A 16,231-nucleotide genomic window follows, 5' to 3' on the forward strand; every position below is an offset into this window, starting at 1 on the left:
GCTACCACTCGATCCCCTTCTGCCCCTTCTGCCCCGCGTCCATCGGATGCTTGATCTTCGTCATCTCGGTGACCAGGTCCGCGGCGTCGACCAGCGCCGCCGGGGCGTCGCGGCCGGTGACGACGACGTGCTGGTGGCCGGGCCGCGCGCGGAGGACCTCCACCACCTCGTCGGTGTCGATCCAGCCCCACTTCAGCGGGTAGGTGAACTCGTCGAGCACGTAGAAGTCGTGCGCCCCGGCCTCGAGCCGGCGCCGGATCTCCGCCCAGCCCTCGCCCGCGGCCGCGGCGTGGTCGGACTCCGACCCCTGCTTGCGCGACCACGACCAGCCCTCGCCCATCTTGTGCCACTCGACCGGCCCGCCCTGGCCGGTGTCGCGGTGCAGGTCGCCGAGCGCGCGCAGGGCGGTCTCCTCCCCCACGCGCCACTTCGCGCTCTTGACGAACTGGAACACCGCGATGGACGACCCCGCGGTCCACTGCCGCAGCGCCAGCCCGAAGGCGGCCGTCGACTTGCCCTTGTTCACCCCGGTGTGGACGACGAGCAGCGGGCGACGGCGACGCTGGCGCGTCGTCAGCCCGTCCTGCGGGATCGTCGTCGGGACCCCCTGCGGCACTGTCCGCCTCCTTCGTCGGTATGTGAGCACTTTCCGCCCCTATAGGGGCGGAAAGTGCTCACGAGGCCCGGAACCGCTCGACGACGCCGGCGACCGACTCGCCGGTCAGCTCGTCGAGGGTGACGACGGCGCCGCCCGCCACGCGGGCCACGCGACCTGCGAGCCCGAGGCGCACGGGACCCGACTCGCAGTCGACGACCACCGTGCTCATGCTCGCCCCGCGCCCCGCCGCCCCGGCGTCGCGGGCGAGGCCCCGCGCGGCGACGAGGGCGGCGTCCAGACCCCCCGACGCCGTGGCGCGCCCGTCGGTGAGCAGCACGAGCAGCCCCCGACGGCGCGGGTCGCGGGTCCGCTCGGTGCGCAGGACCGCGCGGGCGGTGCGCAGGCCGTCGGCGAGCGGGGTGCGCCCGCCGGTGCGCAGGTCGTGCAGGCGCGCGTGGGCGGTGTGCACCGACGTCGTCGGCGGCAGGGCCACCGTCGCCGACGCACCCCGGAACGTCACGACGCCGACCCGGTCGCGGCGCTGGTAGGCGTCGCGCAACAGGGCCGCCACCGCACCGGTCACCGCGGACATCCGCCGGCGCGCCGCCATCGAGCCCGACGCGTCGACGCAGAACAGGACGAGGTTGCCCTCGCGGCCCTCCCGGACCGCGTGCCGGAGATCGTCGTGCTCGACACGACGACCCCGCCCGGCCGCCGCCAGCACCGTCGCCGGGACGTGCAGCGTCGTGTCGGCGCGACGCTCGGGCACCGCGCGCACCACCCGGCCCTGCCGCCCCCGGGCCCGCGACCGGCGGCCCGGCGCGCCCTCCCCCGTGCCCCGGACCTCGAAGCGCCGGGCCGCGAGCCGCGTCCGCGCCGGCGCGCCCACGGGCACACCCGCGGGCTCCGGCTCCGGCTCCGACTCCGGCTCCGACTCCGACTCCCGCGACGGCGCCTCCTCCGACGATCCCTCCGACGACCCTCCCGACGACCCCGGCGGCGTGCCCGCCGAGGACCCCGCCCCGCTCGGCGGCGGGCTCGGCGCCCCGCCGCCCGGCCCTCCGCCGCCGTCGTCCGGACCCTCCGGCCCGTCGGGCCCGCCGTCGTCGGGGCCGTCGTCAGGACCGTTGTCAGGACCGCCGTCGGGACCCTCCGGCGGCTCGGGCGGTTCCTCGGGCTCCGAGTCCCGCGCCGCCTCGTCCGCGCGCTGCATCGCCTCGTCGAGCTCGTCCTCGCCGAGGTGGGGCTCGTCGAACGGGTCCCGGCGGCGCCGGTGGGGCAGGGCCAGGCGGGCGGCGGCGCGCACGTCGGTCGCGTCGACCGCGTCGGCCCCGCGCCAGGCGGCGTGGGCGACCGCGGTCCGGGCCAGCACGACGTCGGCCCGCATCCCGTCGACCTCGACCTCCGCGCACAGCGCCGCGATCCGCACGAGCTCGGCGTCGGGCAGGGACACGGCTCCGAGACGGGCCCGCGCCGCCACCAGCCGCGCCCGCAGCGCGTCCTCGTCGCCGGCGTACCGCCCCGCGAACCCCTCGGGGTCGGCGTCGTGCGCCAGGCGCCGGCGCACCACCTCGGTGCGCTCGGCGACGTCGCGCGACGCGGTGACGTGCACCGTCAGCCCGAAGCGGTCGAGCAGCTGCGGGCGGAGCTCGCCCTCCTCCGGGTTCATGGTCCCGACCAGCAGGAACGCCGCGGGGTGGGTCAGCGAGACGCCGTCGCGCTCGACGGTGGCCCGGCCCGTGGCGGCGGCGTCGAGCAGGAGGTCGACGAGGTGGTCGTGCAGGAGGTTGACCTCGTCGACGTAGAGCAGCCCCCGGTGCGCGGCGGCGAGCAGGCCCGGGCGGACGGTGGCGCGGCCGTGGGCGAGGACCTCCTCGAGGTCCAGCGACCCGGTCACCCGGTCCTCGGAGGCGCCGACGGGCAGCTCGACGAGCCGGACGGGGCGCCGCTCGCGGGGGGCGTCGGCGGCGAAGGGGCCGTCGGGGCTCTCCTCGCCGGCGGCGGTGTCGACCGAGAACCGGTCCGCGGCGACGACCTCGACCGGCGGCAGCAGCGTGGCGAGCGCGCGCACGATCGTCGTCTTGGCCGTGCCCTTCTCCCCGCGCACGAGCACGCCGCCGATGCCCGGGTCGACCGCCGTGAGCATGAGGGCCAGTCGGAGGTCCTCGTGGCCGACCACGGCCGAGAACGGGAAGGCCAAGGAAGGTCCTCAGGATCGGGAGCGGGAGGGGACGGCCGACCCTAACCCACGACATCTGAGCAACCGCTGAGATGAAGGTGACGCCGGATCCGCGGAGCGGGACCCGGACCCGGGGGCAGGTGGGTCCGGGTCCCGCTTCCGTCTCGTCGGACCGGTCTGCCCTCCGGTCCGGACGTCGGTGGGTCGGGCGGGCGGTCTCAGGCGAGCTGCTCGCTCAGCAGTGGGCCGACGGCCGCGACGCGCACGTAGTAGCCGGGGCGCCCGGCGCGGGCGCAGCCGTCGCCGAAGGACGTGACCCCGATGAGCTTGCCGGCGGCGACGAGCGGGCCGCCCGAGTCGCCCTGGCAGGAGTCGACGCCGCCCTGGTCGAAGCCCGCGCAGGTCAGGCGGCGCGGGTCGAAGCTGCGGTCGCCGGCGCGGCAGTAGTCGTCGCCGCGCATCGGCACGGTCGCGGTCAGCAGGTAGCGCGAGGGCGTGGCGTTCTCGGCGGTCGCACCCCAGCCGTAGACCTGGGCGGCCCGCCCGTCGGCGTAGAGCGCCTCGTCACCGGCGCCCGCCAGCGGCAGCGGGGTGCGGGCGCTCGGGGTGTCCAGCGTCAGCACGGCGAGGTCGGCGCCCCGCCCGACGCCCTCGAACTCGGGGCTGACCCACACCGACCGCACGCCCGAGGTCTCACCGGTGGTCGACTGCTTGTCGTCGCGGCCCGCGACCACCCGGACCTCGTCGGCGGTCGTCGTCGCCATGCAGTGGGCGGCGGTGAGCACCTTGGTCGGCGCGACGAGCGTGCCGCCGCAGAACTGGAAGCCCGCGGCGTCGGTGAGGAACACGGCCCAGGGGTGCTCGTCGGTGGTGGTGCGCGCGCCGCCGACCACGCGGGTCCCGGCGTCGACGACGACCGTGCCGCCGCCGGACCCGCCGCCGGACCCGCCGCCGGACCCGCTGCCGGACCCGTCGCCGCCCGGCGTGCCCTCGGCGGCGCGGGCGGTCCCGACGGCACCGGCGGCGCCGGCGAGCGCGAGCAGGAGGGCCACCCCCAGGAGCACGAGCACCCGCCGGGACGTGACCAGTCCCTCGCGCACGCCGTTCGTCATCCGGTCCGCCCCTCCGCTGCTCGGCCGTTCAGCGAGCTCTCCGTGTGCCGTTCGGCGCAACGGTCAGCTGCCTTCGGCGGGAGACGACAGCAGTCCGCTCGCCGACGGACAAGGCGGGCGCGGGCAGGTTCGCTCCCCTGAGCGACGACGAACGGTCGATTTCCGTCGGTAAACGACACCGTCGAGTGGTCGCTCGCCCGACGAACGGTCGGAGATCAGCGACGAGCGGACTATGCCGCGACCGTCCGTCGCGCCGGCCGCGCGCGGGGGCGGGTGGTGGAGAGGTGGGTGATGCCGGGAGCACCTCGCCGGTGCGGACCGCGCCCGGATCGACCGCCCACTACCGTGGGGGCGTGCCCCACCACGACCTCGTCATCGTCGGCACCGGGTCCGGCAACACCATCCCGGACGAGCGGTTCGCCGACATGGACGTGGCGATCGTCGAGCACGGCATCTACGGCGGGACCTGCCTCAACGTGGGCTGCATCCCGACGAAGATGTACGTCTACGCGGCCGACGTCGCCGAGACGATCCGGCGCGCCGGCACCTACGGCATCGACGCGAGCATCGACAAGATCCGCTGGACCGACATCCGCGACCGGGTCTTCGGACGCATCGACCCGATCTCGGAGGGCGGGCAGCGCTACCGGCAGGGCCAGACGGGCACGACGGTCTACCTGGGCCACGCCCGCTTCAGCGGCGACCGCACGTTGGAGGTGGCGCCGACCGACGGCGGCGCGCCGGTGACGGTCACCGGCGACCGGGTCGTCGTCGCCGCGGGCGCCCGCCCCGGCATCCCGGAGATCATCGCCTCGAGCGGCGTCCCCTTCCACACCTCCGACGACGTCATGCGCCTCGACGAGGTCCCGCGCCGCCTGACGATCATCGGTGGCGGCTACATCGCCGCGGAGTTCGCGCACGTCTTCTCCGCGCTGGGCGCCGAGGTCACCATCGCCACCCGCGGACCGGCGCTGCTGCGCGAGCAGGACGAGGAGATCTCCGGGCGCTTCACCGAGCTCGCCGCCGGGCGCTGGAACGTGCTGCTCGAGGCCGCGCCGACCGCGCCGCCCGAGCGGCGGGCCGACGGCACGGTCGTCGTCCACTGCCGCCACGGCGCGATCGAGGGCGACGCCCTGCTCGTCGCCACCGGCCGCCTCCCCAACTCCGACCGCCTCGACGCCGCCGCCGGCGGGCTCGCGCTGCACCCCGACGGCCGTATCGTCGTCGACGAGCAGCAGCGCACCACCGCGCCGGGCGTCTGGGCGCTCGGCGACATCAGCTCCTCCCACCAGCTCAAGCACGTCGCCAACCACGAGGCCGCCGTCGTGCGGCACAACCTGCTCCACCCCGACCAGCCGCGGCGCACGAACAACGCGCACGTCCCCTCGGCGGTGTTCACCGACCCGCAGATCGCGTCGATCGGGCTGCGCGAGCAGGACTGCCGCGACCGCGGCATCCCGTACGTCACCAAGGTGCAGCGCTACGGCGACGTCGCCTTCGGCTGGGCGATGGAGGACACCACCGGCGTCGTCAAGCTCGTCGCGAGCCCGGACGGGACGCTGCTAGGGGCCCACCTCATGGGTCCCGAGGCGTCGTCGCTGATCCAGCCGCTGATCCAGGCCATCACGTTCGGCCTCGACGCGCGCACCATGGCCGAGAAGCAGTACTGGATCCACCCGGCGCTGCCCGAGGTGATCGAGAACGCCCTGCTCGGCCTGCCGCTCGACCCGGTCCGGTGATCACTCGGTCCGGCGGAAGCGCCACACCGCGAGGGCCAGCAGCAGCACGCAGCACGCCACGGTGATGAGGATCTGCACCGCCACGGGCACCGGCCACGTGCCCCAGACGATGCCCGGGTCGAACCGGGCGCGGGCGGCGGCGTCGACGTCGAGGTGGTCGAACACCACCGAGCGCAGGGGCTCGACGGCGTAGGTCATGGGGTTGACGAGCGTGAGCACCGCGAGCCACGTCGGCAGCCCCGAGAGCGGGAAGAGCGCCCCGGACAGGAACATCAGCGGCGTGATGACGAGCTGGACCAGCGGCATCGCCGACTGGATCTGCCGCACCCGGGCGGCCAGCACGAGCCCCAGGGCGGTGATCATAAAGCCCATGAGGAAGATCAGCCCGATCATCGCCAGCAGCATCAGCGGGTCGTAGGGCACGCCGACGAGCCCGGCGAGGGCCAGCAGCACCAGGCACTGCAGCGTCGCCACCGACGCCCCACCGAGCGCCTTGCCCATGAGGATCGACGTCGTCGACACGGGCGCGACGAGCATCTCGCGCAGGAAGCCGAACTCGCGGTCCCAGACGATCGAGATGCCGGCGAAGGCCGCGGTGAAGAGCACCGAGATCGCCATGACCCCGGGGAACAGGAAGGTCGTGAACGGCACGGTGCCACCGGCCCCGCCGGTGCTGCTCCCGAGCAGCGAGCCCAGCCCGCTGCCGAGCACGAACAGGAACAGCAGCGGCTGGGCCAGCGACGACAGGATGCGCGAGCGGTCCTTGACGAAGCGGATCATCTCGCGCTGCCAGACGACCGCCGCGGCGCGCGCCTCGGTGGCGAGGCTGCCCTCGGGGACGCGGACGGCCTCGGTCGGTGCCCCGGTGGAGGTCCCGGTGGTCATCAGCGCCTCATCCGCATCGCCATCGGCTGCATGTCCGGGCCCGCCTCGGCGTCGCGGATCGTCGTGCCGGTGTGGGCGAGGAAGACGTCGTCGAGGCTGGGGCGGGTGACGGTCACCGACCGGATGGCGACGTCGTGGGCCCCGAGCCGGTCGAACAGCCGCGGCACGAACCCCGCGCCGTCGGGCACCGCGACCGTCACCGCGCCCTCGCGCACCGCCCCCTCGAGCCCGAGTTCGGTGCGCAGCGCGCGCAGGGCCGCCTCGTCGTCGTCGGTGGTGATCGCGACCCGGTCGGCGCCGACCTGGGCCTTGAGCGCGTCGGGGGTGTCGAGGGCGACGACCCGGCCCTCGTTCATGATCGCGATCCGGTCGCAGTGCTCGGCCTCGTCCATGTAGTGGGTGGTGACGAAGACGGTGATCTCCTCCGTCCGGTGCAGCTGTGCGACGTAGTCCCAGATCGTGCCGCGGGTCTGCGGGTCGAGCCCGATCGTCGGCTCGTCGAGGAAGAGCACCTGGGGGCTGTGCAGCAGGCCGCGCGCGATCTCCAGGCGCCGCCGCATCCCGCCGGAGTAGGTGCGCACCTCGTCGCCACGGCGGTCCCAGAGCCCGACCATGCGCAGGACCTCCTCGCGGCGCGCCGGGGCGCGGCGGCGGTCGACGCCGTAGAGCTCCTGGTGGAAGCGCAGGTTCTGCTCGCCCGACATGGGGGCGTCGAGCGTCGGGTCCTGGAACACCAGCCCGATCCGCCGGCGCACCGCGGCCCGGTCGCGCACGACGTCGAGGCCGACGACCTCCGCCTGCCCGGCGGTGGGCTCGACGAGCGTGCACAGGATGTTGATCGTGGTCGACTTGCCCGCGCCGTTCGGGCCGAGGAAGCCGAACGTCTCCCCCCGCGCGACGTCGAGGTCGATGCCCCGGACCGCCTCCACCGCGCCGTAGCGCTTGACCAGGCCGCGGACCGCGACCGCCGGTGTGGCCATCCACGCCTCCTCTCACAGGCAGCGTGAGGAACGCTAGCGCCCGGCGAGGACCCGGCGGTGTGGCTGCGCGAGGCGCAGGGGGTCACCCGCGGTGGCGGTACTCCTCGCCGGGGATCGGCGGCTCCTCGCGTCGGGACGCCGCGGCGTCCGCCTCCACGGCGGCGTCGCGCTCGCGACGCTCGGTGCCCGGCAACGAGGTGTCGGGGTCGGCGTCGCTGACGCGCCCGCGCCGCTCGGTGGCGGCGAGCGAGTCGTCGCGCTCGGCGGTCTCCTCGCCCACGCGCTCGCGCCGGACGGCCTCGGGGATCGGCGGGGCCACGTGCTCCTGCTCGCCGTGCTCGGGCATCTCGGTGATCCCTTCCGACGTCGTCGTCCTCGACGTCGCCACCGTCCGGCGCCCGGGCCCCCGCGTCAAGACTCCGGGCGGTCCGCGCGGCGAGCGGGCAGGCCCACCGCCGTCGCGGCCGCCTCGGCCACGGCGTCGACGTAGGCCTCGCGGTCGTCGACGACGTTCTCGTACTGCCCGAACAGCTCGAAACCGACGGTGCCGTAGAGCTGCGTCCAGGCCGCCACCGCGGGCGTGACCAGCGCCGGCGGCACGGTGGGCAGGACGTCGGACCGCACCACCGCGGGCCAGCCGTGCCCGGCCCCCGGGTCGCCGTGCTCGGCGACGATGGTCGCGAGCACCATCGCGACGCGCCCGGCGGCCGGGATCGTCTCGGCCGGTGCGGCGTAGCCGGGGACGGGCGAGCCGTAGACCAGCGCGTACTCCGCCGGGTGCTCGAGCGCCCAGGTGCGCACCGCGCGCCAGACCGCGCGCCACTGCTCGCGCGGCGGGGCCTGCGGGTCGCGCGCCGCCTCGGCCCGCTCGCCCACCGCGTCGTAGGCCTCGATGATCAGCCGGGTCAGCAGCTCGTCGCGGCTCGCCACGTAGCGGTAGACCGCCGACGACACCATCCCGACCTCGCGCGCCACCGAGCGCAGCGAGAGCGCGGCCGCGCCCTGCTCGGTGAGCTGGCGGCGCGCCTCGTCGAGGATCGCGCGGGTGGTCTCGGCGCGCGCCCGCGCGCGGGTCCCGGGGGGCATGGGCGCCATGGTGGCACACGACGAGAGCAGTGCTCTTGACGTGGCGACTCGACGGGAGCAGACTCGAGTCGAGAGCAGTGCTCTCGCAACCAAGCTCCCGAGGAGGACCCCGTGCCCGCCACCCACTACCAGGCCCCCGGCCTGCTGACCCGCCGCCTCATGAACCCGCTCGTCGCCGGGCTCACCCGCCTCGGCCTGCCGCTGGCCGGCTCGGCCGTGCTGGGCGTGCGGGGCCGCACCAGCGGCGAGGTGCGCACCACGCCCGTCAACCCGCTGACGTACGAGGGCACCCGCTACCTCGTGGCGGCGCGCGGCACGACCCAGTGGGTGCGCAACCTGCGCGTCGCCGGCGAGGCCCGGCTGACCGTCGGCCGGCGCACCGAGACCGTCCGCGCCACCGAGCTCCCCGACGCCGCCAAGGTGCCGGTCCTGCGCGCCTACCTGCGGGCCTGGGCGTGGGAGGTCGGCGCCTTCTTCTCCGGCGTCGGCGCGGACGCGAGCGACGAGGAGCTCGCGGCGATCGCGCCCCGGCACCCGATCTTCGCGATCGAGACCGTGTGAGCCGGACCGGTCACCCCCGGACGATCTCCGAGCCTGCCGGGGGGCAGGGCCCTCGCTAGGGTCGCGGCCATGTCGGGTGATCGTGAGCACGAGCTGGTCCTGTTCGGCGCGACGAGCTTCGTCGGGGAGCTGACCGCCGCCTACCTGGCCCGCCACGCCCCCGCCGGCACCCGGATCGCGCTGGGCGGGCGCTCGCGCGAGCGCCTGGAGAAGGTCCGCGACCGGCTGCCCGCCCCCGGAGGCGACTGGCCCCTGGTCGTCGCCGACACCGGCGACCGGGACGCGCTGGCGCGGATGGCGGCCTCGACCGACGTCGTGGCCACCACCGTCGGCCCCTACGCCAAGTACGGGCTGCCCGTCGTCGAGGCGTGCGCCACCGCCGGCACGCACTACGCCGACCTCACCGGCGAGGTGCAGTTCGCCCGCGAGGCCATCGACCGCTGCGACGAGCCGGCCCGGACGAGCGGCGCGCGGCTCGTGCACTCCTGCGGCTACGACTCGATCCCCTCCGACCTCGCGGTCCTGCTGCTGCACAGCCGGGTGCAGGCCGACGGCGAGGGCGAGCTCGCCGACGTCACCACCGTCGCCCGCATCCGCGGCGGCGTGTCCGGCGGCACGATCGACTCGATGCGCGGGCTCGCCGACGCCTCGCGGGCCGACCGCTCGGTCTACAAGCTCATGCGCGATCCGTACGGCCTCTCCCCCGAGCGCGACGCCGAGCCCGACACCCGCCAGCCCAGCGACGTCCCCCGCCCGCACCAGGTCGAGGGCCGCTGGGTCGCGCCGTTCGTCATGGCGTCCTACAACACGCGCATCGTGCGGCGCTCCAACGCGATCGCGGGCTACGCCTACGGCAAGGGCCTGCGCTACGGCGAGGTCATGGGCGCGGGCAGCGGCCCGGTCGGCGCCGTCACCGCCGCCGGGATCACGGCCGGGCTCGGCGCGATGCTCGCCGGGCTGTCCACGCCGGGCGTGCGCCAGGTCCTCGACCGCGTGCTGCCCAAGCCGGGCGAGGGCCCGAGCGAGAAGGCCCGCGAGCAGGGCTGGTTCCGCCACGACGTCGACGCCACGACCTCCACCGGCGCGCGCTACACCGCCCGCGTCTCCGGCTCGGGCGACCCGGGCTACGCCGCCACCGCGGTGATGCTCGGCGAGAGCGCGCTCTGCCTCGCCCTCGACGGCGACCGCCTGCCCGAGCGCGCCGGCTCGCTCACCCCGGCCACGGCGATGGGCCCGGCGCTGGTCGAGCGCCTGCGCACCGCGGGGCACGTCTACGACGTCGCGCGGGCCTGAACCGTCGGCAGCCCCGGAGGCGCACCCCGTTCGATGAGCCGCTCCAGGGCGTCGGTGTCCAGGTGCTGTGCAACGAGGTCGCCGAGCAGGTCCAGCTGGGCGGCGCGCACCGCCGCGTAGGACGTGTCGGGCGCGGCGGTGAAGTCCCGCCCGGCGGCGGCCGCCGCGCGGGCGAGCAGGCGCCGGCGCAGCCCGTCGTTCTCGAGCAGCCCGTGGGCGTGGGTGCCGAGCACGTGCCCGGCGTCGACCCCCTCCGGCCCACCGTCGGCGAGGGTGACCAGCGGCGGCCCGCTCCCCCGCCGCTCGCGACCGTGGTGGATCTCGTAGAACGCCACCGGCTCGCCCAGCGCGGTGCCCGTCGGCGTCCCCAGGTGCTTGGCGACGTCGAAGGTGACCTCGACGTCGAGCAGGCCCAGCCCGTTGACCGTGCCCGGCGCGGCCTCGACGCCGTGCGGGTCGTGGATGCGCCGCCCGAGCATCTGGTAGCCGCCGCAGACCCCGAGCACCGGGCGGCCGGCCCGGGCGTGCGCCGCCACCGCGTCGGCGAGCCCCGTCGACCGCAGCCACGCCAGGTCGGCGACCGTCGTCTTCGAGCCGGGCAGGACCACGAGGTCGGCGTCGGCGAGGCGCGACGGCTCGGTCACCCACCGGACCGCCACGCCCGGCTCGGAGCTCAGCGCGTCGACGTCCGTGCCGTTGGACACCCGCGGCAGGCGCACCACCGCGACCCGCAGCCAGTCCCGCCCGCGCGGCGGGGCCGGGTGCCCCACGACGCCGTCGGCGACGTGGCCCAGCGAGTCCTCGGCGTCGAGCCACAGCTCCGGGCTCCACGGCAGGACCCCGAGGGTGGGGCGCCCGGTGAGCGCGCGCAGCTGGTCGAGCCCGGGCGCGAGCAGGGCCGGGTCGCCGCGGAACTTGTTGACCACCCACCCCGCCATCAGCGCCTGGTCCGCCGGCTCCAGCACGGCGAGGGTGCCGACCAGGTGCGCCAGCACCCCGCCGCGGTCGATGTCCCCGACGACGATCACCGGCAGGTCGGCGGCGCGCGCGAGGCCCATGTTGGCGATGTCGGTGGCGCGCAGGTTGATCTCCGCCGGCGAGCCCGCGCCCTCGCAGATCACCACGTCGTGGTCGCGGCGCAGGTCCGCCAGCGTCTCGGTGACGACGCCGAGCAGCGCCGCCTTGCGCTCGCGGTAGCTCGCCGCCGACACCGTCCCGTCGACGACGCCGCGCACGACCACCTGCGAGCTGCGGTCGCTGCCCGGCTTGAGCAGCACCGGGTTGAACCGCACGCTCGGCGCGAGCCCGCACGCCGCGGCCTGCAGGGCCTGGGCGCGCCCGATCTCGCCGCCGTCGGCGCACACCACGCTGTTGTTCGACATGTTCTGGGCCTTGAACGGCGCCACGTCGACGCCCCGGCGGTGCAGCCAGCGGCAGATCCCGGCGACCAGGACACTCTTGCCCGCGTCCGACGTCGTGCCCGCGACGAGCAGCGCGCCGCTCACCACTCGGGCAGGCCCGCGAGGCCGGGCAGGCCGTCGAGCGAGTGCCGGTTCTTCCGCTGCCGGTAGTCGCGCAGCCACTCCGGGCTGCGGCGCTCGGCCCACGAGTCGAGCAGCTCGCGGTCGCTCTCCAGCGCCATGCGCGGGACGGCGTAGCCGCAGGCGTCGGCCACCCGCGTCACGTCGACGGTGACGACGCCGCGCGCCTCGGTGCGCCGCGACGCCAGGCCCATCGCGAACGGCTCGAGCGCGGCGTCGAACCCGGGCTCCCCGTGGGTCACCACCCGCCCGCGCCCGTGGAGGCGCACGACGTTCGGGGTGCCGTCGAACGAGCAGAACATGACGCAGACGCGCCCGTTCTCCCGCAGGTGGGCGATCGTCTCGACCCCGCTCGCGGTCATGTCGACGTAGGCGAAGGTGTGGTCGTCGAGCACGCCGAACGTGCCGCGCAGGCCCTTCGGCGACACGTTGACCAGCCCGTCGCCCGACAGCGGCGCGGTGCCCACGAAGAACACCGGCTGCTCACCGATCCACCGCGCCAGGCGCGGCTCGATGCGCTCGTAGACCGTCGCCACGCCCCGCACAGTGGCACGCCGGGCCGACCCGCCGCACGTGATCCCCACCTCCGCGCGCGTCAGACGGGGCCGAGCTCGACGTCCAGCAGCACGCCCCGGTCGCGGGTCCGCACGTCGAGGGCCGTGCCGCCGCCGGCGTCCTCCCGCGACCCGTCGTCGACCGCCTTCGGGATCGCCGAGAGGTCCCGCGCGCTCAGGGCGACCACCCGCTCCCCCGCCGCGTCCTCGCGCACGGTCTCGGTGAGCAGCCGCAGGCGCAGGATGCGGCCGCGGGTCTCGAGGCCGTCGAGGGGGTCGACGACGAGGTCCCCGCGCAGGCGCACGGGGCCGCTCACCGCGCGCGGCGCGTCCCACACGGCCCGGAAGCCGTCCCCGTGGAGCGCGACCGACCCGCCGTGGGGTGTCGCGGAGGCCTCGACGACGTCGGACCAGCCGGCCGGGCGCGGGAGGTCGTCGGCGGCGCCACGCTCGACGAAGCGCAGCCGCCACGTGCGGATCTGGCGGATCGAGGCGAGCGGGCAGGCGCGGGCACGGATCACCGCGGCGGGCAGCAGGATCGGCAGCGAGCGCACGCCCCCCACGATGACCGAGGCGGCCTACCGGTGCCGGTTGGGACGCCGGGCGAGCTCCTCCAGCTGGGGGCACTCGACGACCTCGACGCCCGCCGCCTCCAGCCGCGCCGCCCCCGAGGGGTGGCCGACGAACAGCGGCGGCTCGCGCCAGGCCATGACCACCCGCCCGATGCCCGCGTCGAGGATGTGCTGCGCGCACGTCACCGGCCGCGACGCGCGCTGGCCGCACGGCTCGAGCGAGGTGTAGAGGGTGGCGCCGGGCAGGCGCGGGTCGGACCGGTCGACGTCGCGCAGCGCGACCTCCTCGGCGTGGTCGAGGACGTCGTCGCGGCGGCTGTGCCCGGTGGCGAGCACGGTGCCGTCGGCGGCGACCACCACGGCGCCCACCGAGAACGCCGACGGCGACGGCGGGCAGCGCTCGGCCAGCGAGCACGCCTCGGCGAGCCACCGGGCGTCGGCGGGGCCGAAGCGGTAGCGCAGCAGCACGTCGGCGTCGATCGTCCGGGTCTCGAGGAGGTGCGCCGACGCCGGCGCGCCGGTGAAGCGCGGCCCGTCGCCGACGAGGCGCGGGGCCACCACGAGCGCCAGCTCGTCGACCACCCCGGCGCCGAGGAACGCCCGGTGCACCGCCGCCCCGCCCTCGACCATCAGCCGCACGACGCCGTGGCCCGCGAGCCGCTCCAGCACCTCGTGCGGGCTGCCGTGCAGGACCACGGTGTCGGCGACGTCGCGGCCCTCGGTGAGCACGCGCGCCGCGGGGTCGACCGGGTGGGCGGAGAGCACCACGCGCAGCGGCGAGGGCCCGAGGCCGCGGGCGATGCGGTCGGCGCGCCGCTCGGGCGAGCGGACGAGCAGCCGCGGGTCGTCGGCCCGCACCGTGCCGGCGCCGACGAGGATCGCGTCCACGCCCGCCCGCTCGGCGTCGACGCGGTCGAGGTCGGCGGGCCCGGACAGCACGAGCCGCCGGGGCGACGCGTCGTCGAGGAACCCGTCGATCGACACCGCCGCCGAGGCGAGCACGTGGGGGCGCATGCGCTCAGGGCAGGGTGAGGATCTCGCTGCCGGTGTCGGTGACGAGGATCGTGTGCTCGAACTGGGCGGTGTGGGACTTGTCCTTCGTCGTCACCGTCCAGCCGTCGTCCCAGACGTCGTAGTCGACGGTGCCACGGGTGATCATCGGCTCGATCGTGAACGTCATGCCCGGCTCGAGCATCTCGTGCCGGCTCGGGTCGTCGTAGTGGACGACGACGAGCCCGGAGTGGAACGCACGACCGATGCCGTGGCCGGTGAAGTCGCGCACGACGCCGTAGCCGAAGCGGTTGGCGTAGGACTCGATGACCCGTCCGACGACGTTGAGTTCGCGGCCCGGCTTCACCGCCCTGATCGCGCGCATCGTCGCCTCGTGCGTGCGCTCGACGAGCAGGCGGTCCTCCTCGTCGACCTCGCCGGCGAGGAACGTCGCGTTGGTGTCGCCGTGGACGCCACCGACGAAGGCGGTGACGTCGATGTTGACGATGTCCCCGTCCTCGATGACCGTCGAGTCGGGGATGCCGTGGCAGATGACCTCGTTGAGCGAGGTGCAGCACGACTTGGGGAAGCCGCGGTAGCCCAGGGTCGAGGGGTAGGCGTCGTGGTCGACGAGGAACTCGTGCACCACGCGGTCGACGTCGTCGGTGGTGGCGCCGGGCTTCACGGCCTCGCCGCCGGCCTGCAGGGCCTGCGCGGCGATCCGGCTCGCGTGGCGCATGCCGGCGATGATCTCGGGCGTCTGCACCCACGGGTCGGTGCTGCGCGACGGCGCGGGCCTGCCCACGTACTCGGGGCGGGGGATCTGGGGCGGGACCGGGCGCAGCGGCGTCTGCTGCCCCGGCCGCAGCGGAGCGCGGACCGGCATGTCCCCAGCCTAGGCGCCGCGCCGCGACCGCGTGACGAGCCGGGCGACCACGTGGACAGCGGCACGCCAGCCGAGCACCAGCACCCCGATCGCGACCGGCGCCACGATCGCGAACGACAGCGGCAGCCGCCCGGTCAGCGCCGCGCGCAGGGGCAGGCCGACGACCACCGCGCCCGCCCACACCGCGAGCCCGGAGCGCCAGGCCAGGGGCGCCCGCCAGGTGCGGCCGGCGAGCGTGCCGACCGCGGCGCCGGCGACGAACGGGGCGGCGGTGAGCAGGGTGCCGGCGAGATCCTCCGCGTGGCTCGCCCGCCCGAGCGCGGCGAAGGCCAGGACGGCGACGGCGTCGAGCGCGATCAGCGCGCCGGTGCGGCGGGTGGGGGTGAGCGCGGTCAAAAGAGCACCGTCGCGAACGACCCGACCTGCTCGAACCCGATGCGCTCGTACGCGCGCCGCGCCGGGGTGTTGAACGCGTTGACGTAGAGGCTCGCGACGCGCCGGGCCCGCACGAGGTGCGCGACGACGGCGGCGGTGCCGGCCTGGCCGAGGCCCCGCCCGCGCCAGTCGGGGTGCACCCACACGCCCTGGATCTGCCCGACCCGCGAGGACAGCGCGCCGATCTCGGCCTTGAACACGACCTCGCCCTGCTCGAAGCGCACGAAGGCCCGCCCGGCGCCGATCAGCTCGGCGACCCGCGCCCGGTAGCCCGCGCCGCCGTCGCCGAGGCGGGGGTCGACGCCGACCTCCTCGAGGAACATGGCGATCGCGGCCGGCAGGTAGCGCTCGAGCTCGTCGGGGCGGGTCTGGCGCACGGCGGGGTCGGGGTCGATCGACGGGGCCGTCGCGGTGGCCATCAGCGGCTGGTCGGGACGGACCTCGCGGGCGGTGTCCCAGTACTCCTGCAGCTCCTCCCAGAGCGGCAGCACCAACTCGCGGCGCCCGACGAGCGACGAGCAGTGGCGGCGCTGCCGCCGGGCGCGCTCGGCGAAGTGGCGGACCTCGGTGCGCTCGCCGCGCAGGGGCACGAGGTTGGCCCCGGAGAAGCACAGACCGTCGAGCCGGCCGCCGACGCCCCACAGCTCGCCACCCAGGCGCCAGGGCTCCACCCCGACCGTCTCGACCCGCGACGCGACCATGCACGTGGCGACGGGATCGGCGTCGAGGGCGCTCCGCACCTTCGACCGGTCCCGGTCGTCGAGCAGCCGCGCACCGGCGGTACGGAGCACCCTCTCAGCCTGCCACGTCGGGGGCCCCG

The 16,231-nt window shown here is 75.9% G+C and carries 17 protein-coding genes; 3 read left to right on the forward strand and 14 right to left on the reverse strand.

What is annotated here, in order from left to right:
* Position 1: 1 nt before the first annotated feature.
* From cobO to ACYX4T_RS09725, 3 genes are all read right to left on the reverse strand, one after another.
* Positions 2 to 616, reverse strand: coding sequence for a cob(I)yrinic acid a,c-diamide adenosyltransferase (gene cobO, locus ACYX4T_RS09715; RefSeq protein WP_476014330.1), 615 nt, complete (start codon positions 614 to 616; stop codon positions 2 to 4).
* A 58-nt stretch (positions 617 to 674) separates the two neighbouring features.
* Positions 675 to 2,744, reverse strand: a complete 2,070-nt coding sequence (locus ACYX4T_RS09720; protein WP_476015225.1) for a VWA domain-containing protein — start codon at positions 2,742 to 2,744, stop codon at positions 675 to 677.
* Between the two features lie 251 nt (positions 2,745 to 2,995).
* Positions 2,996 to 3,889, reverse strand: a complete 894-nt coding sequence (locus tag ACYX4T_RS09725) for a S1 family peptidase (RefSeq protein WP_476014331.1) — start codon at positions 3,887 to 3,889, stop codon at positions 2,996 to 2,998.
* A 353-nt stretch (positions 3,890 to 4,242) separates the two neighbouring features.
* On the opposite strand from ACYX4T_RS09725, the gene ACYX4T_RS09730 reads away from it, so the two are divergent.
* Positions 4,243 to 5,628: a mycothione reductase gene (locus tag ACYX4T_RS09730; protein ID WP_476014332.1), complete on the forward strand. Its 1,386-nt coding sequence runs from the start codon at positions 4,243 to 4,245 to the stop codon at positions 5,626 to 5,628.
* On the opposite strand, the gene ACYX4T_RS09735 is transcribed toward ACYX4T_RS09730, so the two are convergent.
* From ACYX4T_RS09735 to ACYX4T_RS09750, 4 genes are all read right to left on the reverse strand, one after another.
* Positions 5,629 to 6,513 carry an ABC transporter permease gene (locus tag ACYX4T_RS09735; protein WP_476014333.1) on the reverse strand — a complete coding sequence of 295 codons (885 nt, stop codon included), beginning with the start codon at positions 6,511 to 6,513 and terminating at the stop codon, positions 5,629 to 5,631. It lies immediately after the preceding gene.
* Complete coding sequence (locus tag ACYX4T_RS09740; protein ID WP_476014334.1) at positions 6,513 to 7,493, reverse strand: ATP-binding cassette domain-containing protein; 981 nt, start codon at positions 7,491 to 7,493, stop codon at positions 6,513 to 6,515. Before ACYX4T_RS09740 ends, ACYX4T_RS09735 begins: the two co-directional genes overlap by 1 nt.
* A gap of 82 nt (positions 7,494 to 7,575) precedes the next feature.
* Positions 7,576 to 7,839 (reverse strand): hypothetical protein, encoded by a 264-nt coding sequence (locus ACYX4T_RS09745; RefSeq protein ID WP_476014335.1) that lies wholly within the window; start codon positions 7,837 to 7,839, stop codon positions 7,576 to 7,578.
* 65 nt (positions 7,840 to 7,904) lie between these two features.
* Positions 7,905 to 8,579, reverse strand: coding sequence for a TetR/AcrR family transcriptional regulator (locus tag ACYX4T_RS09750; protein WP_476014336.1), 675 nt, complete (start codon positions 8,577 to 8,579; stop codon positions 7,905 to 7,907).
* 159 nt (positions 8,580 to 8,738) lie between these two features.
* On the opposite strand from ACYX4T_RS09750, the gene ACYX4T_RS09755 reads away from it, so the two are divergent.
* Together ACYX4T_RS09755 and ACYX4T_RS09760 are read left to right on the forward strand one after the other, a co-directional pair.
* Positions 8,739 to 9,140, forward strand: a complete 402-nt coding sequence (locus ACYX4T_RS09755; RefSeq protein ID WP_476015226.1) for a nitroreductase/quinone reductase family protein — start codon at positions 8,739 to 8,741, stop codon at positions 9,138 to 9,140.
* 69 nt (positions 9,141 to 9,209) lie between these two features.
* A complete protein-coding gene (locus tag ACYX4T_RS09760) occupies positions 9,210 to 10,433 on the forward strand; it encodes a saccharopine dehydrogenase family protein (RefSeq protein WP_476014337.1) in 1,224 nt (407 codons plus the stop codon).
* Here ACYX4T_RS09760 and ACYX4T_RS09765 read toward each other — a convergent pair.
* Genes ACYX4T_RS09765 through ACYX4T_RS09795 form a run of 7 tightly spaced genes read right to left on the reverse strand, consistent with a single transcriptional unit; the run spans position 10,412 to position 16,202 of the window.
* Positions 10,412 to 11,938, reverse strand: a complete 1,527-nt coding sequence (locus ACYX4T_RS09765) for a cobyric acid synthase (protein WP_476014338.1) — start codon at positions 11,936 to 11,938, stop codon at positions 10,412 to 10,414. The genes ACYX4T_RS09760 and ACYX4T_RS09765 overlap by 22 nt on opposite strands.
* Positions 11,935 to 12,510 (reverse strand): pyridoxamine 5'-phosphate oxidase family protein, encoded by a 576-nt coding sequence (locus tag ACYX4T_RS09770; RefSeq protein ID WP_476014339.1) that lies wholly within the window; start codon positions 12,508 to 12,510, stop codon positions 11,935 to 11,937. The genes ACYX4T_RS09765 and ACYX4T_RS09770 overlap by 4 nt, the downstream gene beginning before the upstream one ends.
* Before the next feature lie 59 nt (positions 12,511 to 12,569).
* A complete protein-coding gene (locus ACYX4T_RS09775; protein ID WP_476014340.1) occupies positions 12,570 to 13,082 on the reverse strand; it encodes a hypothetical protein in 513 nt (170 codons plus the stop codon).
* A gap of 24 nt (positions 13,083 to 13,106) precedes the next feature.
* On the reverse strand, positions 13,107 to 14,114 hold the full coding sequence (locus ACYX4T_RS09780; RefSeq protein ID WP_476014341.1) for a dihydrofolate reductase family protein: 1,008 nt from the start codon (positions 14,112 to 14,114) through the stop codon (positions 13,107 to 13,109).
* 4 nt (positions 14,115 to 14,118) lie between these two features.
* Complete coding sequence (gene map, locus ACYX4T_RS09785) at positions 14,119 to 14,976, reverse strand: type I methionyl aminopeptidase (protein ID WP_476014342.1); 858 nt, start codon at positions 14,974 to 14,976, stop codon at positions 14,119 to 14,121.
* Positions 14,977 to 14,985: 9 nt separating this feature from the next.
* Positions 14,986 to 15,372, reverse strand: coding sequence for a DUF3054 domain-containing protein (locus ACYX4T_RS09790; RefSeq protein ID WP_476014343.1), 387 nt, complete (start codon positions 15,370 to 15,372; stop codon positions 14,986 to 14,988).
* Positions 15,369 to 16,202 (reverse strand): GNAT family N-acetyltransferase, encoded by an 834-nt coding sequence (locus ACYX4T_RS09795; RefSeq protein ID WP_476014344.1) that lies wholly within the window; start codon positions 16,200 to 16,202, stop codon positions 15,369 to 15,371. Before ACYX4T_RS09795 ends, ACYX4T_RS09790 begins: the two co-directional genes overlap by 4 nt.
* Positions 16,203 to 16,231: the final 29 nt, after the last annotated feature.

This window comes from Actinomycetospora sp. ABD4_176 (assembly GCF_056311855.1).

Bases quoted from the DNA above. Each gene is read 5' to 3' on its own strand.
- ACYX4T_RS09760 (WP_476014337.1), top strand. From the start codon at position 9,210: ATGTCGGGTGATCGTGAGCACGAGCTGGTCCTGTTCGGCGCGACGAGC.
- ACYX4T_RS09780 (WP_476014341.1), bottom strand. From the start codon at position 14,114: ATGCGCCCCCACGTGCTCGCCTCGGCGGCGGTGTCGATCGACGGGTTC.
- map (WP_476014342.1), bottom strand. From the start codon at position 14,976: ATGCCGGTCCGCGCTCCGCTGCGGCCGGGGCAGCAGACGCCGCTGCGC.
- ACYX4T_RS09735 (WP_476014333.1), bottom strand. From the start codon at position 6,513: ATGACCACCGGGACCTCCACCGGGGCACCGACCGAGGCCGTCCGCGTC.
- ACYX4T_RS09750 (WP_476014336.1), bottom strand. From the start codon at position 8,579: ATGCCCCCCGGGACCCGCGCGCGGGCGCGCGCCGAGACCACCCGCGCG.
- ACYX4T_RS09755 (WP_476015226.1), top strand. From the start codon at position 8,739: ATGAACCCGCTCGTCGCCGGGCTCACCCGCCTCGGCCTGCCGCTGGCC.
- ACYX4T_RS09720 (WP_476015225.1), bottom strand. From the start codon at position 2,744: ATGCTCACGGCGGTCGACCCGGGCATCGGCGGCGTGCTCGTGCGCGGG.
- ACYX4T_RS09740 (WP_476014334.1), bottom strand. From the start codon at position 7,493: ATGGCCACACCGGCGGTCGCGGTCCGCGGCCTGGTCAAGCGCTACGGC.
- ACYX4T_RS09745 (WP_476014335.1), bottom strand. From the start codon at position 7,839: ATGCCCGAGCACGGCGAGCAGGAGCACGTGGCCCCGCCGATCCCCGAG.
- ACYX4T_RS09725 (WP_476014331.1), bottom strand. From the start codon at position 3,889: ATGACGAACGGCGTGCGCGAGGGACTGGTCACGTCCCGGCGGGTGCTC.